The sequence below is a fragment of the Pseudomonas sp. TAE6080 genome (genome assembly GCF_018732265.1).
Lineage (GTDB): Bacteria > Pseudomonadota > Gammaproteobacteria > Pseudomonadales > Pseudomonadaceae > Aquipseudomonas > Aquipseudomonas brenneri.
This window is the reverse complement of record NZ_JAHIDY010000017.1, coordinates 79810-96128: the sequence shown is the minus strand read 5'-3', so window position 1 is coordinate 96128 and position 16319 is coordinate 79810. Positions and strand designations below refer to the sequence as shown.

Genomic DNA, 16319 nt, shown 5'->3' with positions numbered 1-16319 from the left:
GCCGCCCCCAGACACGCTCGCTCCTACGCCGTACGTTGCCACAGCGCGTAATACACCCGCCCGGACTTCTGCTCGCGGTGCAGGCGCCAGTTGCCCGGCAGGCCAAGGGTCGAAGGCGCAGTTTCGCTTTCGGTGTAGACCCAGGCGTCATCGGCCAGCCATTGGCGCTCTTCCAGCAGCGCGCAGACCGTCGGCAACAGGTTCTGGTTGAACGGCGGGTCGAGGAACACCACATCGAATGCACTGGCCGGCTGGGTTTCCAGATAGCGCAGGGCATCGGCGGTTTGTACATGACCGGTGGTGCAGCGCAGGGTGCCCAGGTGTTCGCGCAGGCTGGACACTGCCACGTTGCTTGCGTCCAGGGCCTGGCCCAGGGCCGCGCCACGGGACAGGGATTCCAGGAACAACGCCCCGCTGCCGGCGAACGGGTCAAGCACCTTGGCCCCTTCGATGTACGGCGCGAGCCAGTTGAACAAGGTCTCACGGACCCGATCCGGGGTAGGACGCAGGCCCACCACATCGGGGAAACTCAGCTTGCGGCTGCGCCATTGGCCGCCAATGATGCGCAGTTGGCCCACACCGTTGTGAACGTTATGGACAGGTTTTTTAGTACGCGATGGACTAGCCATTAATGCTCCGGAACCCCGAGCGGCTGCTCGGCAGGTTTATCAGTGGGGGGCGGTAGTGGCTTTTGCGCAGTGGTTGGACCTGCGGTCACAATCACCATTTTATCGCTACTCAAGTGTTTGTTCATGGCGGCCTTGACCTGATCGACGGTCAGGGCCTGGGATTGCTGCATGAAGTCTTCCAGGTAATTGAGCGGCAGGTTGTAGAAACCCATGGCACCCAGTTGCCCGACGATATCGGCGTTGCTCGCGGTAGACAGTGGGAAGCTGCCGGCCAGTTCGCGCTTGGCGTCATCCAGTTCTTTTTGCGTCGGCCCGGTCTTGAGGTAGTCGGCCAGCACTTGCTCCACCAGGCGCAAGGTGCCGCCGCTCATTTCGGCGCGGGTCTGCAGGTTGATCATGAACGGGCCACGGACCTGCATCGGCGAGAAGCCCGAGTACACGCCATAAGTCAGGCCGCGTTTCTCACGCACTTCGCTCATCAGGCGGGTGCCAAAACCACCGCCACCCAGGATCTGGTTGCCCAGGGACAGGGCCGCGTAGTCCGGGTCGGCACGGTTGATGCCCAGTTGTGCGAACAACAGATGCGTCTGCTTGGATGGAAACTCGATATGCCCCAGGCCGGCCTTGGGCTCGGTCGGTTCGGCGATCTTCGCCAGCGCCGGGCCCTTGGGCAGGGATGCGGACACCTTGGCCGCCATGGCCTCGGCGTCGGCGCGGGACAGGTCGCCGACCATCGCGATCACCGCGTTGCCAGCGGCGTAGGCCTTGGCGTGGAATGCTTGCAGCTGCGCCTGGGTAATCGCCGGAACGCTCGCAGGCGTGCCTTCGCTCGGGTGTGCATAGGGATGATCGCCGTACAGGCGCTTGAACAGCTCGATGCTCGCCAACTTGCCCGGGTTCTGCTTCTGGTACTCGAAGCCGGCCAGCAACTGGTTCTTGATCCGTGCCAGGGAGTCGGCAGGGAAGGTCGGCTGGCCGATCACCTGGTCAAACAGCGTGAGGGCGGCGTCGCGCTTGTCGGCGGCACTGAGGCTGCGCAGCGAGACCAGCGCCATGTCGCGGTAGGCACCGTTGCTGAAATCGGCGCCCAGGCCTTCAAAACCGGCGGCAATCTGCCCCACATCCTTGCCCGGCACGCCTTCGTTGAGCATGGCGTTGGTCAGCAGGGCCAGGCCTGGGGTGTTGCCGTCCTGGCTGCTGCCAGCGGCGAACAGGATGCGCATGTCGAACATCGGCAGTTCGTGGGCCTCGACGAACAACACCTTGGCGCCTTCGGCGGTGTTCCAGGTCTGCACGTTGAGCTTGCGGTTGGTCGGGTTCTTGCCGTCCAGTTCTGCCAGCGATTGCAGGGTCTTGCTGGACTTGGCCTGTTCCAGCGCCGGGCTGGCCACGGAGTCGTCCGGGCGACCGATATACACCGCGACCGCTGCCACCAGGGTCACGAGGATCAGGCCGGGCAGCACCAGGCGGTTGTTTTTGCGATTACTCATGAGTGGTCTCCTCTGGCAGGACATGGGCGACACTCAGGCGTTCGCGGGTGAAATACGTGCGTGCGGCCTTCTGGATGTCCTCGGGCGTCACGCTCTGCAGCTCGGCAAGTTCGGTATCCATGAGTTTCCACGACAGGCCGACCGTTTCCAGGGAGCCAATGGCCGTGGCCTGGCTGGTGATGGAGTCGCGCTCGTAGACCACGCCGGCAATGACCTGGGCGCGGATACGCTCCAGTTCCTCGGCAGTCGGTGGCTTGGCCTTGAGTTCGTCCAGCAGGCGCCAGAGCCCGGCTTCGGCCTGGGCGACGGTTTTCTTCTTCTGCTGGTTGGGCGTGGCGCTCAGGGTGAACAGGCTGTCGCCACGGGTGTAGGCGTCGTAGTTGGTCGAAGCCCCGGACACCAGTTCTTCACCGCGTTCCAGCTGGCTTGGGATGCGCGCGCTGTAGCCGCCATCGAGCAGGGCCGAGATCAGGCGCAGGGCATTGACCGAGCGCTTGTCTTCGGCGGTGGCCAGGCCTGGGACGTTGAAGCCCAGGATGACGCTCGGCAATTGAGTCTGCACGTGCAGGGTCAGCAGGCGCTCGCCCGGCTCGGCCAGCTCCAGCGGTTTTTTCGCCGGTGGCACGTCACGCTTGGGGATCGGGCCGAAGTAACGCTGGGCCAGGGTTTTCACCTCGTCCGGGGTCACGTCGCCGACCACCACCAGGGTGGCGTTGTTCGGCACGTACCAGGATTGGTACCAGTGGCGCAGTTCCTCGACCTTCATGCGGTCTAGGTCAGCCATCCAGCCGATGGTCGGCGTGTGGTAGCCACTGGCCGGATAGGCCATCGCCTTGAAGCGCTCGAAGGCCTTGGACATCGGGTTGTCATCGGTGCGCAGGCGGCGCTCTTCCTTGATCACTTCGATCTCGCGGCTGAACTCGTCGGCCGGCAGGCGCAGGGTGGCCATGCGATCAGCCTCCAGCTCCAGGGCGACGCCCAGGCGGTCACGGGCCAGTACTTGGTAGTAGGCCGTGTAGTCATCGCTGGTGAAGGCGTTTTCCTCGGCACCCAGATCGCGCAGGATCAACGAGGCTTCGCCGGGGCCGGTCTTGGAGCTGCCCTTGAACATCATGTGTTCCAGGGCGTGGGACAAACCGGTCTGGCCTGGGGTTTCATAGCTGGAGCCGACCTTGTACCAGACCTGCGATACCACCACCGGGGCGCGATGGTCTTCGCGCACGACGACCTTGAGGCCGTTGTCCAGAGTGAATTCGTGGGTGGGTTGAGGATCGGCAGCCAAGGCTGAAAGGGGCAGACAAACTGTGCTGAGCAGCAGGCCTGCGGCGCGGCGGGCTAGAGCATTCATTCGTTTTTAAACCTGTTGGGCTGCCCGCTTGGTCTTAGCGTCGGCGGGCGAGGAGGTGCTAGGATACTGATCCGTATTAGCGGCGGCCACTGCGGCGGTCATATCGTTTCGGATCCAGTCGTAGGAATGATGGAGTTAACGGTGGGTTTCCCCGATTTTCTTCCACTTTTCACCGATTTTATCGCTTCAGTCCTATATTGAATCGATTTGTTGAGGTTGTGTTAACACCTCACAAAATGTTGCGCATGAACAAGCTGGCTAAAAAACAGTCTGTTACGCATCGAATATTATTTACCGAGGCGCCACCTTGGCGCGTCGCTACCTTGAGATAGCCGTCCTCCATGTTTGGTTCCAACGACGACAAGAAGACCCCAGCTGCGGCTGGCGAGAAAAAAGGCCTGTTCGGATGGCTGCGCAAAAAGCCGCAGGAAACCGTCGTCGAACAGCCGCAAGTCCAACCTGAGCCTGTGCCCGAGCCTGTTCTGCAGGCGGAACCTGCGATTGAGCCGGTGGCCGAGCCTGTCGTCGAGGCCCCGGTGGTGTTGCCTATGGCCGAGCCGGTGTTGCAACCGGTGGTGGAGGCTGCGCCAGAGCCAGAGCACAAGCCATGGCCGTCATTGCCGGTGGCTGAAGAGCCCGTTGCGTTGGTCGAGGATGTGCAGGCCGAACATGCAGCGCCGCCGATTCCTGCCATTGTCGAGCCTATCGAGCCGCTACCCGTCGTCGTTGAGCCGGCCCCGCTCGTAGTCGAGCCCGCTCCGCTGGTGATCGATGCTGCTCCCGCAGTCATCGAGGCTGCCTTGGTACCTGCGCCTGTCGAAGCGCCTGTCGAAGCCAGCAAGACCGGCTTCTTCGCCCGCCTCAAGCAAGGCCTGAGCAAGACCAGTGCGAGCATCGGCGAAGGCATGGCCAGCCTGTTCCTGGGCAAGAAGATCATTGATGACGAACTGCTCGAAGACATCGAGACCCGTCTGCTGACTGCTGACGTAGGCGTTGAAGCCACCGCCGTGATCATCCAGAGCCTGACGCAGAAGGTGGCGCGCAAGCAGCTGACTGACGCCGACGCTCTGTACAAATCGTTGCAAGCCGAACTGGCCGCCATGCTCAAGCCGGTGGAGGCACCGCTGGTCATCACCGAGAACAAACCGTTCGTGATCCTGGTCGTAGGCGTCAACGGCGCCGGCAAGACCACCACTATCGGCAAGTTGGCGAAGAAGCTGCAACTGGAAGGCAAGAAAGTCATGCTCGCTGCCGGTGACACCTTCCGCGCCGCTGCCGTGGAGCAATTGCAGGTATGGGGCGAGCGCAACAAGATCCCGGTCATTGCCCAGCATACCGGCGCCGATTCCGCCTCGGTGATCTTCGATGCCGTGCAGGCCGCCAAGGCCCGCAACATTGACGTACTGATTGCCGATACCGCCGGTCGCCTGCACACCAAAGACAACCTGATGGAAGAATTGAAAAAAGTGCGCCGGGTCATCGGCAAGCTCGACGCCGATGCGCCGCACGAGGTGTTGTTGGTGCTGGATGCCGGCACCGGGCAGAACGCGATCAGCCAGGCCAAGCAATTCAACCAGACGGTACAACTGACCGGCCTGGCGTTGACTAAGCTCGATGGCACGGCCAAGGGCGGGGTGATTTTCGCCCTGGCTAAACAATTCGGGCTGCCGATTCGTTATATCGGTGTCGGCGAAGGTATTGATGACCTGCGCACGTTTGAAGCCGAACCCTTTGTCCAGGCACTGTTTGCCGAGCGGGAGCGTTCATGATTCGATTCGAACAGGTCGGTAAACGTTATGCCAATGGGCATGTGGGCTTGCATGAGCTGAGTTTCCGGGTACGCCGCGGCGAGTTCTTGTTTGTCACCGGCCATTCCGGCGCCGGCAAAAGTACCTTGCTGCGCCTGCTGCTGGCCATGGAACGTCCCACCACCGGCAAGTTGCTGCTGGCGGGCCAGGATCTGGCCACTATCAGTAATGCGCAGATTCCATTTCTGCGCCGGCAGATCGGTGTCGTGTTCCAGAACCACCAGTTGCTGTTCGACCGCACGGTGTTCAACAACATCGCCCTGCCATTGCAGATTCTCGGGCTGTCCAAGGCCGAGATCGTCAAGCGTGTGGATTCGGCCCTGGAACGTGTGGCGCTGTCGGACAAGACCGACCTGTACCCCGGCGACCTGTCCACCGGCCAGCAACAGCGTGTCGGCATTGCCCGCGCCATCGTGCATCGCCCGGCCTTGCTGCTGGCGGATGAACCGACCGGTAACCTCGACCCGCGCCTGGCTGCAGAAATCATGGGGGTTTTTGAAGACATCAACCGTCTGGGCACCAGCGTGCTGATTGCCAGCCACGACCTGGCATTGATCGCGCGCATGCGCCATCGCATGCTGACCCTGCAACGCGGTCGCCTGATTGGTGATGGGGAGGCTGGCGTATGAGTGCCACACGTAGCCCTAAAGTCTCCGAACGCGTGGCGCCGAAACCGGCCGACCCGCAGCCGCAGAAGAAGAAACGCGACGAAGACGACGGTCCGGACTTCAGTACTCTGCTGCACGCCTGGATCGAAAGCCATCGCGCCAGCCTGGTGGACAGCCTGCGCCGCCTGGGCAAGCAGCCGATTGGCAGCTTCTTTACCTGCCTGGTGATGGCCGTGGCCTTGAGCCTGCCGATGGGTTTGTCATTGCTGCTTAATAATGTCGAGCGCCTGGGCGGTTCCTGGCAGCGCGCGGCGCAGATTTCCCTGTACCTGCAACTGGACGCCAGCGCCAATGAAGGCGAGGCCCTGCGCGAGCAGATCAAGAACATCCCAGGCGTAGCGGATGCCGAGTACATCAGTCGTGAACAGGCCCTGGAAGAATTCCAGCAGCAATCGGGCCTGGGCGAGGCGCTCAAGGAGCTGCCGCAGAACCCGCTGCCGGGCGTAGTGCTGGTCACGCCGAATGAAATCGACAAGACCGCCCTTGAAGCATTAAGACAAAAACTGGCTGAATTGCCCAAGGTACAACAGGCGCAGCTTGATTTAGTCTGGGTCGAGCGTCTGGCGGCGATTCTCAAGCTGGGCGACCGGTTTGTCTTCGGCCTGACGGTGTTGCTGGTTTCTGCATTACTTTTGGTGATAGGCAATACCATTCGTCTTCATATTGAAAACCGCCGCACCGAGATAGAAGTGATTAAACTGGTCGGCGGCACAGACAGCTATGTGCGTCGTCCTTTTCTGTACATGGGCGCGCTTTATGGCTTCGGTGCCGGGATTCTGTCCTGGGGCGTATTGGCGTTTGGCCTGGATTGGCTGAACGACGCGGTAATCGGCCTGGCCGGTTTGTATGGCAGTGATTTTGCCTTGGCTGGCGTACCCGCTGCCGATGGTCTATCACTCTTGCTTGGCGCGGTGTTGTTGGGTTATATCGGTGCATGGATCGCAGTCGCACGCCATCTCAGGGAGTTGGCGCCGAAGTAGTGTCTTTTTGCTTGTATTGACCTTTCAGCGTTTATAGGGAACTTGTCCTACGGTTTCCGGTCAATTTTCGCAGTGCTGAACTGCACGAGTTATGTGAGTCGGAGGTTTTTTCGTATGACCACTTCTTTGCAACCTGCTTATGCTCTGGTCCCAGGCGCGAACCTGGAAGCCTATGTGCACACGGTCAACAGCATTCCTTTGCTGACGCCCGAGCAGGAGCGTGAACTGGCCGAGAGTCTCTATTATGAGCAGGATTTGGGGGCGGCTCGGCAGATGGTGCTCGCCCACCTGCGTTTTGTCGTACATATCGCCCGTAGCTATAGCGGCTACGGCCTGGCCCAGGCTGACCTGATCCAGGAAGGCAACGTCGGCCTGATGAAGGCTGTAAAGCGCTTCAACCCGGAAATGGGCGTGCGCCTGGTGTCGTTCGCCGTGCACTGGATCAAGGCGGAGATTCACGAGTTCATCCTGCGCAACTGGCGCATTGTGAAAGTCGCGACCACCAAGGCCCAGCGCAAGCTGTTCTTCAACCTGCGCAGCCAGAAAAAACGCCTGGCGTGGCTGAACAACGAGGAAGTCCACCGTGTGGCGGAAAGCCTCGGCGTGGAACCGCGGGAAGTGCGCGAGATGGAAAGTCGCCTGACCGGCCATGACATGGCCTTCGACCCGGCCGCCGAAGCGGACGACGACAGTGCTTTCCAATCGCCGGCCAACTATCTGGAAGACCACCGGTACGACCCGGCGCGTCAACTGGAAGATGCCGACTGGAGCGACAACTCCAATCACAACCTGCACGAAGCGCTGGAAGTGCTGGACGACCGCAGCCGTGACATTCTCTACCAGCGCTGGCTGGCAGAAGAAAAAGCCACGCTGCACGACCTGGCCCAGAAGTACAACGTGTCGGCCGAGCGGATTCGTCAGCTTGAGAAAAGCGCGATGAACAAGCTGAAACTATCGATCGCCGCCTAACACGCAGCGAACGGTCAAAAAAATGCCCCGATCGAAAGATCGGGGCATTTTTGTTTACAGTCGAAAATCTCAAATATAACGCGGTCCAAAAATGTGAGAGCGGGCTTACTCCCACATTTGGTTTTGTGTGGTGTCAGTTTGACCACGGCGCCTGGCGTGTTTTGTTCAGCTCATTCAAATAGCCGGTACCGCCCAACTGCCCCATCTGCTGACGAATCCACGCCGCCCGCCGCGCCACATATGCTGTCGGGTGGCTGGCACTCCACACCCGTGGATTGGGCAGTACCGCCGCCAGATAACTGGCCTGCTGTCGCGAAAGCCCCTTGGCACTCACCCCAAAGTGATGTCGAGCCGCCGCTTCTGCGCCAAACACCCCTTCATCCCATTCCACACTATTGAGGTACACCTCAAGAATCCGCTGCTTGGGCCACAGGATTTCGATCAGTCCGGTAAACCAGGCTTCCAGACCCTTTCGCAAATAACTGCGGCCGGCCCATAAGAAAAGGTTCTTCGACACCTGCTGGCTCAGCGTGCTGGCGCCGCGAATCGAGCCACCGCGCTCGTTATGCAGCAGGGCGGCCTGGATCGCGCCGAAATCAAAGCCCCAGTGCTGCGGGAAACGCTGGTCCTCGCCGGCCATGACCGCCACTTTCAGATCGTCGGAGATCTCATCCCACGGCACCCAGGTGCGTTGCAGGTCGATGGGCTCGCCGTCGACCCAGGATTCGATCTTGCGTTCGATCATCAGCGCAGTGAACGGCGGCGGTACTACACGAAACAGCAGCACCAGCAAAATACTGCCGATGACAAACCATTTCACGACTTTGAGAAAACGACTGAAGAGGACACGCAGCATAGAGATGGCTTGGCCGAACCCGTTGAGCGGGCCATTATACAGACCCTGTCCAATGAGTCTGACTGGAGTTCCTCATGCTGCGTGGCTTTCTGATGTTGGCGGCTTTTTTCGGTTTTACCGGTGTTGCCCTCGGCGCATTTGCCGCCCACGGCCTGAAAAAAAGCCTGAGTGCTGAATACCTGGCGATTTTCCACACCGGCGTGACCTATCAACTGGTGCACGCCCTTGCGCTGTTTGGCGTGGCCTTGCTGGCTGCTCACCTGCCTGGGCGCCTGGTGATGTGGGCCGGGGTGTCGTTTACCATCGGTATCCTGCTGTTCTCCGGCAGCCTGTATCTGCTGACCACCATCGGCATCGGCAAGCTGGGGATCATTACCCCGTTCGGCGGCCTGGCGTTCCTGATCGGCTGGCTATGCCTTGGCCTGGCCGCCTGGCGCCTGCAATGACCGCTTGACGCTTGTAGCTGACCTTCAGGTCATGATCAGGCTAGAATGCTGGCCCCTAAAAACGATGGCGGCCCTGGCATGCGCATTCAGTTGAACGGCGAACCCTATGAACTGCCCGACGGTGAAACCGTCGCGGCCCTGCTGGCCCGACTGGAACTGACCGGACGTCGCGTCGCAGTGGAGCTCAACCAGGATATCGTCCCGCGTAGCCAGCACCCCGACACTGCTCTCGCCGAAGGCGACCAGGTCGAAGTGGTCCACGCCATCGGCGGCGGCTAGCCTGCCGGCACGTATCCGGATTCTGCAGAACCTCAACCCATTGCGAGGATTTCCCATGAGCATCGTTCGTAGCGACAAGCCCTTCGTCCTGGCCGGTCGTACCTACCAGTCGCGTTTGCTGGTAGGCACCGGCAAGTACCGTGACATGGAAGAAACCCGCCTGGCTATCGAAGCCTCGGGCGCCGAGATCGTGACGGTGGCCGTGCGCCGCACCAACATCGGCCAGAACCCGGGCGAACCGAACCTGCTGGATATCCTGCCGCCGGACCGCTACACCATCCTGCCGAACACCGCCGGTTGCTACGACGCCATCGAAGCCGTGCGCACCTGCCGCCTGGCCCGTGAGCTGCTCGACGGCCACAACCTGGTGAAGCTGGAAGTGCTGGCGGATCAGAAAACCCTGTTCCCCAACGTGATCGAAACCCTCAAGGCCGCCGAAACCCTGGTCAAGGAAGGTTTCGACGTGATGGTCTACACCAGCGATGACCCGATCATCGCCCGCCAACTGGCCGAGATCGGCTGCATCGCGGTCATGCCGCTAGCCGGCCTGATCGGTACAGGCCTGGGGATCTGCAACCCGTACAACCTGCAGATCATCCTCGAAGAAGCCAAGATCCCGGTGTTGGTGGACGCGGGTGTCGGTACCGCGTCCGACGCTACCATTGCCATGGAGCTGGGCTGCGAAGCGGTGCTGATGAACTCGGCCATCGCCAACGCGCAACAGCCGATCATGATGGCCGAAGCCATGAAACACGCGATTGTCGCCGGCCGCCTGGCGTACCTCGCCGGTCGCATGCCGAAAAAACTTTACGCCAGCGCCTCCTCGCCGCTGGATGGTCTGATCAAGTAAGAGCCATTGATGACTGAATCAAACGAAACGCCGAACCCCGTGGAAGAAGGCGACGAGTCCAAGCACCGCCGCATCAAGAGTTTTGTGATGCGTGCCGGGCGCATGACTGAAGGCCAGCAAAAGGGCCTGGAACAAGGCACGCCGCTGTTCGTCCTGCCCCTGGCCGATGCGCCGGTGGACTTTGACCAGGTGTTTGGCCGCTCGGCCCCGCGCTCCCTGGAAATCGGCTTCGGCATGGGCCATTCCCTGCTGGAAATGGCCGCAGCGTCGCCCGAGCAAGACTTTATCGGTGTCGAAGTGCACCGTCCGGGCGTGGGTGCGCTGCTCAACGGCGTGCTGACCCAGGGCCTGAAAAACCTGCGGGTCTACGACTGCGACGCGATTGAAGTGCTCAACCGCTGCATCGCCGACAACAGCCTCGACCGCCTGATGCTGTTTTTCCCGGATCCGTGGCACAAGAGCCGTCACCACAAGCGTCGTATCGTCCAGGCCTCCTTCGCGGAACTGGTGCGCAGCAAGCTGAAAGTGGGCGGCATCCTGCACATGGCCACCGACTGGGAACCCTACGCGGAGTACATGCTGGAAGTGATGAACGTCGCGCCTGGCTACCGCAACCTGGCCGAAGATGGTCAATGTGTGCCGCGCCCGGCCGAGCGCCCGATCACCAAGTTCGAGCGTCGTGGCGAGCGGTTGGGGCATGGGGTTTGGGATTTGAAGTTCGAAAAGCTGGCTTGATCAGCTAGAAGACTGAGATGCGATCAACTGTAGGAGCGAGCTTGCTCGCGAAAAACGGGCAGGCGACGCGGGCTACCTGATAGCTCTGCGTTATCGTTAACGTTCTTCGCGAGCAAGCTCGCTCCTACTGTTTTTTGGTGTTGGGCTTTTGGTCAGCGGCGGTCGGCAACCACGCCAATCAGCACCAGCACCACCAACAACACCGGCGCCAAACTGTAGTTATTAAACTGGCTCAACCCCCGCACAATCCACGGCGTGGCATAGATCAACGCAGCACCACTGCCGATCATGCACAGCAGCGCCATCAACGGTACGCGCAAGGCGCCGGCGATGTTGCCCAGGCGTGCTTCGACCCAGCCCTTGATGTCGGCGCCGAACAGCACCAGCAGGCAGCCGACGAGCGCCAGGGATATTTCTGACAGGTTACTGCGGCTCCAGCGGGATACGGTGGCAAGCAGGTCGAGTACCAGATCCATGGGATTTCCTTAGAGCGATCAGCTCAAAAACTTCTGCAGCAGGTCATTGAGAAAGAGTTGCCCACGGTCGGTGGCCGCCAGGCGTGACGGTTCGACCTGCAATAAGCCACTTTGTTCTGCCTCGCGCCGGGACTCATCCAGGCTGGTCAGGTCCAGGCCGGTGCGTTCGGCGTAAAGCCTGGCTTCAACGCCGTCGGTAAGGCGCAGGGCGTTCATCAGGAACTCGAAGGGCAACTCTTCGTTGGTCAACTCTTTCATGCCTGCCTGAAAGCTTTTGGCCGGGTTGAGGTAGTCCTTCGGTGCGCGAGTCTTCCAGGTGCGCACGATGCGCCCGTCTGGATGGCTGAGCTTGCCGTGGGCCCCGGCACCGATGCCGATAAAGTCGCCAAAGCTCCAGTAGTTGAGGTTATGCCGCGCGGGCCGGCCCGGCTGGGCGTAGGCCGAGACTTCATATTGGGCGTAACCGTGTTCGGCGAGCAGGGCCTGGCCGGCTTCCTGGATATCCCACAGGGTGTCGTCTTCCGGCAGAGTCGGCGGCTGGTTCCAGAACACTGTGTTGGGTTCCAGGGTCAGTTGGTACCACGACAGATGGGTCGGCTTGAGGGCGATGGCCTGGCGCAGGTCGCCCAGCGCGTCGTCCAGGGACTGGTCGGGCAAGCCGTGCATCAGGTCCAGGTTGAAGTTGTCGAAACCGGCCTGGCGCGCCATGCCGGCAGCTCTTACGGCTTCATCGCCATTGTGGATGCGGCCCAGGGCCTTGAGTTTTTCCTGCTGGAAGCTCTGGATGCCGATGGACAGGCGATTGATCCCCAGCTTGCGATAAGCCACGAACTTCTCTTGTTCGAAGGTGCCGGGATTGGCTTCCAGGGTGATTTCGATATCCCTGGCAAACGGGATGCGTTGTTCGACACCCTTGAGCAACCGGCCCAATGCCACGGCGCTGAACAGGCTTGGTGTGCCGCCACCAAAGAAGATCGAGCTCAACTCACGGCCATATACCGCGTGCAGGTCCTGGTCGAGGTCCGCCAACAGTGCGTCGACGTACTCTTCTTCCGGCAACACCGGGCTGGCGGTATGGGAGTTGAAGTCGCAATAAGGGCATTTGCGCACGCACCACGGGATGTGGATGTACAGCGCCAGGGGCGGCAGCACTGGCAGGGCCGCCCGAGGTGTTTGCGCGCCGCCGTGGATCAGCGGCAGCGCCGGGGTGTCGTGGGTCATTTCAAGCCCAGGCGCTGGCGCAGCAAGTCCATTGCACGGGCGCGGTGGCTGATCTGGTTCTTGTCGGCCGGGCTCAGTTCGGCGCTGGAGACATTGCGCTCCGGTACCCAGAACAGCGGGTCATAGCCAAACCCATGCTCGCCACTGGCGGCATGCAGGATGCGCCCGTGCCACAAGCCTTCGCAGAGGATCGGCAGCGGGTCGTCAGCGTGGCGCACCAGCGCCAGCACGCAGACGAACTGCGCGCCACGCATCGCCTCCGGTACATCCTTGAGAGCGTCCAGCAACTTGGCATTGTTCGCCGCGTCGCCTTTGCCGTCGGCATACCGCGCCGAATAGATGCCAGGGGCGCCGCCAAGAAAGTCCACGGCCAGGCCAGAGTCGTCGGCCAATGCCGGCAGGCCGGAAATACGCGCGGCATTGCGGGCCTTGAGGATGGCGTTCTCGACGAACGACAGGCCGGTCTCTTCCGGCTCCACCTGGCTGAACTCGCCAATCGAGCGCAATTGCACCGATTCGCCGAGCATGGCCTGGAGTTCCTTGAGTTTGCCGGCGTTATGGCTGGCCAGTACGAGTTGTGTCAGGTTCATTATTCGGCCGGGAACAGTTCTTGGGTGAAACTGAAACCGTGGGCCTTGCCGCCGGTTTCAACATTGATGGTAAAGGTGCGGAACTCTTGCTGTGGCACCGAGTAGGGGGCGAGGTAGTAGATCGCACCTTTTTCGGTGATTTGCTTGAAGGTCAGCATTTCACTCTTGCCGGTCAAGTCCTTGATCGTGCCGGTCACCTGCGCCGCCACGGGCTCGACACCCTTGATCACCGAGACGTTGATCATGCCTTTGTTCTTGCTGCGCACCACGCCTACGGCCTGGGCCGTCTCGGGTTGCAGGAAGCTGGAGGTGAAGGTGCTGTAGTGCACTGTGATATCACCAAACGCCTTCTGCCGATTACTGTCGATAGGGCCGGCGGCCATGGCGCTGGCGCCCAGGCAGGCGGTGAGTAGAAAAATAGCCAGGCGACTCATGATCGTCCTCCTCGAAAATGGTTAGACGGCAATCTGATGGTCGGTCAGGCCGGGACTGCTGACCCGATAAATCCCGATCTCACCTAAAAGATTAGGCCATAGCTTACTCGCCCAGCCGTGGCGGTGCTGTTGATCGACGGCAAGGCGGTTGATCACTTTGGCTTCGCGCCCGCTGCACAGTGCTTCGAAATCCTCGAAGGTGCAGAAGTGAATGTTCGGTGTGTTGTACCAGGTGTATGGCAGGAAGTCCGACACTGGCATCCGGCCCTTGGTGGCCAGGTACCAGCGGCAGCGCCAGTGGCCGAAGTTAGGGAAGGTAATGATGCACTGGCGGCCGACACGCAACATTTCGTCGAGGATCCGATCCGGGTAGTGCACGGCCTGCAGGGCCTGGGTCATCACCACGATATCGAAGCTGTTGCTGGCAAAGTTGCCCAGGCCCTTGTCCAGGTCCTGCTCGATCACGTTGATGCCCTTGGCCACGCACTGGGCGATGTTGTCCGGGTCGTTTTCCAGGCCATAGCCGGTGACTTGCTTGTTGTCGCGCAGCCAGCTCAGCAGTTCGCCATCGCCGCAACCGAGGTCGAGCACGCGGCTGCCGGCGGGGATCCAGTCTTGGATGATTTCCAGGTCGGCTCTCATGGCGTTCTCACAAAGTTATGCGGTTCATGTAGTTGCTGAAAGCCTGCAAATAGCGCGGGATCGGGATCAGGAAGGCATCGTGGCCTTGCGGTGCATCGATCTCCAGGTAGCAGACGTCTTTGCGCGCGGCCATCAGCGCATCCACCAGTTCCCGCGAACGGGCCGGGGAGAAGCGCCAGTCGGTGGTGAACGACATCACGCAGAACTTGGCGCTGGCACCCTCGAAGGTCTTCGCCAGGTCGTCATCAAAGTTTGCCGCCGGGTCGAAGTAGTCCAGAGCCTTGGTCATCAACAGGTAGGTGTTGGCGTCGAAACGCCCGGAGAACTCCTCGCCCTGATAGCGCAGGTAACTTTCGACCTGGAACTCGACGCTGTGGAAGTCGTAGTTGAGCTTCTCGCTCTTGAGCCCACGGCCGAATTTCTCGCCCATGGAGTCATCGGACAGGTAGGTGATGTGCCCGACCATCCGCGCGAGCATCAGCCCGCGCTTGGGGATCACACCCGCCTCCTGGAACGAACCGCCGTGGAACTCCGGGTCGGTGAGGATTGCCTGGCGCGCCACTTCGTTGAACGCGATGTTCTGCGCCGACAACTTGGGGGCCGAGGCGATGGCCAGGCAATGGCGCACACGGTCGGGGTAAGTGATGGTCCATTGCAGCGCCTGCATGCCGCCCAGGCTGCCGCCGATCACCGCCGCCCATTGGCGTACACCGAGCAGGTCGGCCAGGCGTGCCTGGCTGTGCACCCAGTCTTCCACGGTCAACACCGGGAAGTCGGCGCCAAACGGCTTGCCGGTCTCCGGGTTGAGGCTGCTGGGGCCGGTGGACCCGTTGCAGCCGCCGAGGTTGTTCAGGCTGACCACAAAGAACGTGTTGGTGTCGATGGGCTTGCCGGGGCCGATGCAACTGTCCCACCAACCGGGCTTGCGCTCGTCGGCGCTGTGGTAGCCCGCAGCGTGATGATGGCCAGACAGGGCGTGACAGATCAGCACGGCATTGCTGGCCGTGGCGTTCAGCGCGCCGTAGGTTTCATAGATCAGGTCATAGGCCGGCAGCGATCGACCGCAGGCCAGGGCCAGGGGTTCGCTGAAGTGCGCCACTTGGGGCACGACCAGTCCAACAGAATCGGGGGGGAAGGCAGCTGGCATCGACCCTGCTCTCGTTTAAATGAGGCGTAAGTCTAAAGAGCGGGGGGGCTAGCGGCAAGCAAAGGCCTGCATGGATTCAATTCAAGACACAGTTACAAAAAAGTGGGAGCTGGCAAGCCAGCTCCCACAGATATCTGTGCCAAGTGCGGGCCGGTCAGATCAGCAGGCGCAGAATGTCCGGCATCATGGTCATCGCCGCCAGGTTGTTGATCACCAGCATATCCAGGAGCTTGAGCACCATGAACGCGAGGATCGGCGAGATATCCAGGCCACCGAGGTTCGGCAGGATCTTGCGGAACGGCGCCAGGGCGGGCTCGCAGATCTGGTTGACCAGTTCGGCGCCAGGGTTATGGCTGCCCGGCGCGACCCAGGACAGGATCACGCTGATGATCAGGGCAAAGAAGAAAATCTTCAGGAACAGCGCGGTCACGCCGATCATGGCCCAGACCAGCAGTTGCAGGAAGTTGCCTATGGTGCCGTAGGTCAGCAACAGCGTCAGGGCCATCAGCGCCAACTGCACCAGGATCGCCAGTACCAGCGACGACATGTCCAGGCCGAACAGGCTCGGGATCACCCGGCGCAACGGCTTGAGCAGCGGCTGGGTGGCCTTCACGGCGAATTGGCACAGCGGGTTGTAGAAGTTGGCGCGTACCAGTTGCAAAACAAAGCGCAACAGCACGATCAGCAGATACAGGCTGCCGAGGGTTTGCAGCACGTAGACGGCTGCGGTGTTCAAACCAATCATATTGGC

General features: G+C 61.1%; 19 protein-coding genes. 8 read left to right on the top strand and 11 right to left on the bottom strand.

Annotated elements, in window-relative coordinates:
• Positions 1 to 23 precede the first annotated feature (23 nt).
• The 3 genes from rsmD to KL786_RS14840 are packed head-to-tail and all read right to left on the bottom strand — an operon-like array spanning position 24 to position 3467.
• Positions 24 to 629: a 16S rRNA (guanine(966)-N(2))-methyltransferase RsmD gene (gene rsmD / locus KL786_RS14850; RefSeq protein WP_215518088.1), complete on the bottom strand. Its 606-nt coding sequence runs from the start codon at positions 627 to 629 to the stop codon at positions 24 to 26.
• The gene (locus KL786_RS14845) at positions 629 to 2119 is read right to left on the bottom strand and encodes a M16 family metallopeptidase (RefSeq protein WP_215518087.1); all 1491 of its coding nucleotides are present in this window, start codon (positions 2117 to 2119) and stop codon (positions 629 to 631) included. The genes rsmD and KL786_RS14845 overlap by 1 nt, the downstream gene beginning before the upstream one ends.
• Entirely contained in the window at positions 2112 to 3467 is a 1356-nt protein-coding gene (locus KL786_RS14840) for a M16 family metallopeptidase (RefSeq protein WP_032858820.1), read from the bottom strand. Before KL786_RS14840 ends, KL786_RS14845 begins: the two co-directional genes overlap by 8 nt.
• A 341-nt stretch (positions 3468 to 3808) precedes the next feature.
• On the opposite strand from KL786_RS14840, the gene ftsY reads away from it, so the two are divergent.
• The 4 genes from ftsY to rpoH all read left to right on the top strand — a co-directional run bounded on the left by ftsY (position 3809) and on the right by rpoH (position 7892).
• Positions 3809 to 5236 carry a signal recognition particle-docking protein FtsY gene (gene ftsY / locus KL786_RS14835; protein WP_215518086.1) on the top strand — a complete coding sequence of 476 codons (1428 nt, stop codon included), beginning with the start codon at positions 3809 to 3811 and terminating at the stop codon, positions 5234 to 5236.
• Complete coding sequence (gene ftsE / locus KL786_RS14830) at positions 5233 to 5904, top strand: cell division ATP-binding protein FtsE (RefSeq protein WP_003213784.1); 672 nt, start codon at positions 5233 to 5235, stop codon at positions 5902 to 5904. Before ftsY ends, ftsE begins: the two co-directional genes overlap by 4 nt.
• Positions 5901 to 6923 (top strand): permease-like cell division protein FtsX, encoded by a 1023-nt coding sequence (gene ftsX / locus KL786_RS14825; protein ID WP_215518085.1) that lies wholly within the window; start codon positions 5901 to 5903, stop codon positions 6921 to 6923. The genes ftsE and ftsX overlap by 4 nt, the downstream gene beginning before the upstream one ends.
• A gap of 114 nt (positions 6924 to 7037) precedes the next feature.
• Entirely contained in the window at positions 7038 to 7892 is an 855-nt protein-coding gene (gene rpoH / locus KL786_RS14820; RefSeq protein WP_003176698.1) for an RNA polymerase sigma factor RpoH, read from the top strand.
• A 133-nt stretch (positions 7893 to 8025) separates the two neighbouring features.
• On the opposite strand, the gene mtgA is transcribed toward rpoH, so the two are convergent.
• On the bottom strand, positions 8026 to 8748 hold the full coding sequence (mtgA, locus tag KL786_RS14815; RefSeq protein ID WP_032858815.1) for a monofunctional biosynthetic peptidoglycan transglycosylase: 723 nt from the start codon (positions 8746 to 8748) through the stop codon (positions 8026 to 8028).
• A 74-nt stretch (positions 8749 to 8822) separates the two neighbouring features.
• Between mtgA and KL786_RS14810 the strand changes: the two genes are divergently transcribed.
• The 4 genes from KL786_RS14810 to trmB all read left to right on the top strand — a co-directional run bounded on the left by KL786_RS14810 (position 8823) and on the right by trmB (position 11058).
• Positions 8823 to 9194, top strand: a complete 372-nt coding sequence (locus tag KL786_RS14810; RefSeq protein ID WP_032858813.1) for a DUF423 domain-containing protein — start codon at positions 8823 to 8825, stop codon at positions 9192 to 9194.
• A 78-nt stretch (positions 9195 to 9272) separates the two neighbouring features.
• Positions 9273 to 9473 (top strand): sulfur carrier protein ThiS, encoded by a 201-nt coding sequence (gene thiS, locus KL786_RS14805; protein WP_090293215.1) that lies wholly within the window; start codon positions 9273 to 9275, stop codon positions 9471 to 9473.
• Between the two features lie 55 nt (positions 9474 to 9528).
• Positions 9529 to 10323, top strand: a complete 795-nt coding sequence (locus tag KL786_RS14800) for a thiazole synthase (protein WP_017845016.1) — start codon at positions 9529 to 9531, stop codon at positions 10321 to 10323.
• Between the two features lie 9 nt (positions 10324 to 10332).
• Positions 10333 to 11058, top strand: coding sequence for a tRNA (guanosine(46)-N7)-methyltransferase TrmB (gene trmB, locus KL786_RS14795; RefSeq protein ID WP_215518084.1), 726 nt, complete (start codon positions 10333 to 10335; stop codon positions 11056 to 11058).
• A 152-nt stretch (positions 11059 to 11210) separates the two neighbouring features.
• Here the strand turns inward: trmB and KL786_RS14790 are convergent, their stop codons facing one another.
• From KL786_RS14790 to KL786_RS14760, 7 genes are all read right to left on the bottom strand, one after another.
• Positions 11211 to 11534 (bottom strand): DUF3392 domain-containing protein, encoded by a 324-nt coding sequence (locus tag KL786_RS14790; RefSeq protein ID WP_029300493.1) that lies wholly within the window; start codon positions 11532 to 11534, stop codon positions 11211 to 11213.
• Between the two features lie 18 nt (positions 11535 to 11552).
• Positions 11553 to 12755 (bottom strand): radical SAM family heme chaperone HemW, encoded by a 1203-nt coding sequence (gene hemW / locus KL786_RS14785; protein ID WP_252193739.1) that lies wholly within the window; start codon positions 12753 to 12755, stop codon positions 11553 to 11555.
• Positions 12752 to 13348, bottom strand: coding sequence for an RdgB/HAM1 family non-canonical purine NTP pyrophosphatase (gene rdgB, locus KL786_RS14780; RefSeq protein ID WP_215518104.1), 597 nt, complete (start codon positions 13346 to 13348; stop codon positions 12752 to 12754). The genes hemW and rdgB overlap by 4 nt, the downstream gene beginning before the upstream one ends.
• Complete coding sequence (locus tag KL786_RS14775) at positions 13345 to 13779, bottom strand: DUF4426 domain-containing protein (protein ID WP_029300487.1); 435 nt, start codon at positions 13777 to 13779, stop codon at positions 13345 to 13347. Before KL786_RS14775 ends, rdgB begins: the two co-directional genes overlap by 4 nt.
• Positions 13780 to 13800: 21 nt before the next feature.
• Positions 13801 to 14421, bottom strand: a complete 621-nt coding sequence (gene metW, locus KL786_RS14770) for a methionine biosynthesis protein MetW (RefSeq protein WP_029300485.1) — start codon at positions 14419 to 14421, stop codon at positions 13801 to 13803.
• A 7-nt stretch (positions 14422 to 14428) separates the two neighbouring features.
• A complete protein-coding gene (gene metX, locus KL786_RS14765; protein ID WP_215518083.1) occupies positions 14429 to 15568 on the bottom strand; it encodes a homoserine O-succinyltransferase MetX in 1140 nt (379 codons plus the stop codon).
• 154 nt (positions 15569 to 15722) lie between these two features.
• A complete protein-coding gene (locus KL786_RS14760; protein ID WP_215518082.1) occupies positions 15723 to 16313 on the bottom strand; it encodes a YggT family protein in 591 nt (196 codons plus the stop codon).
• Positions 16314 to 16319: the final 6 nt, after the last annotated feature.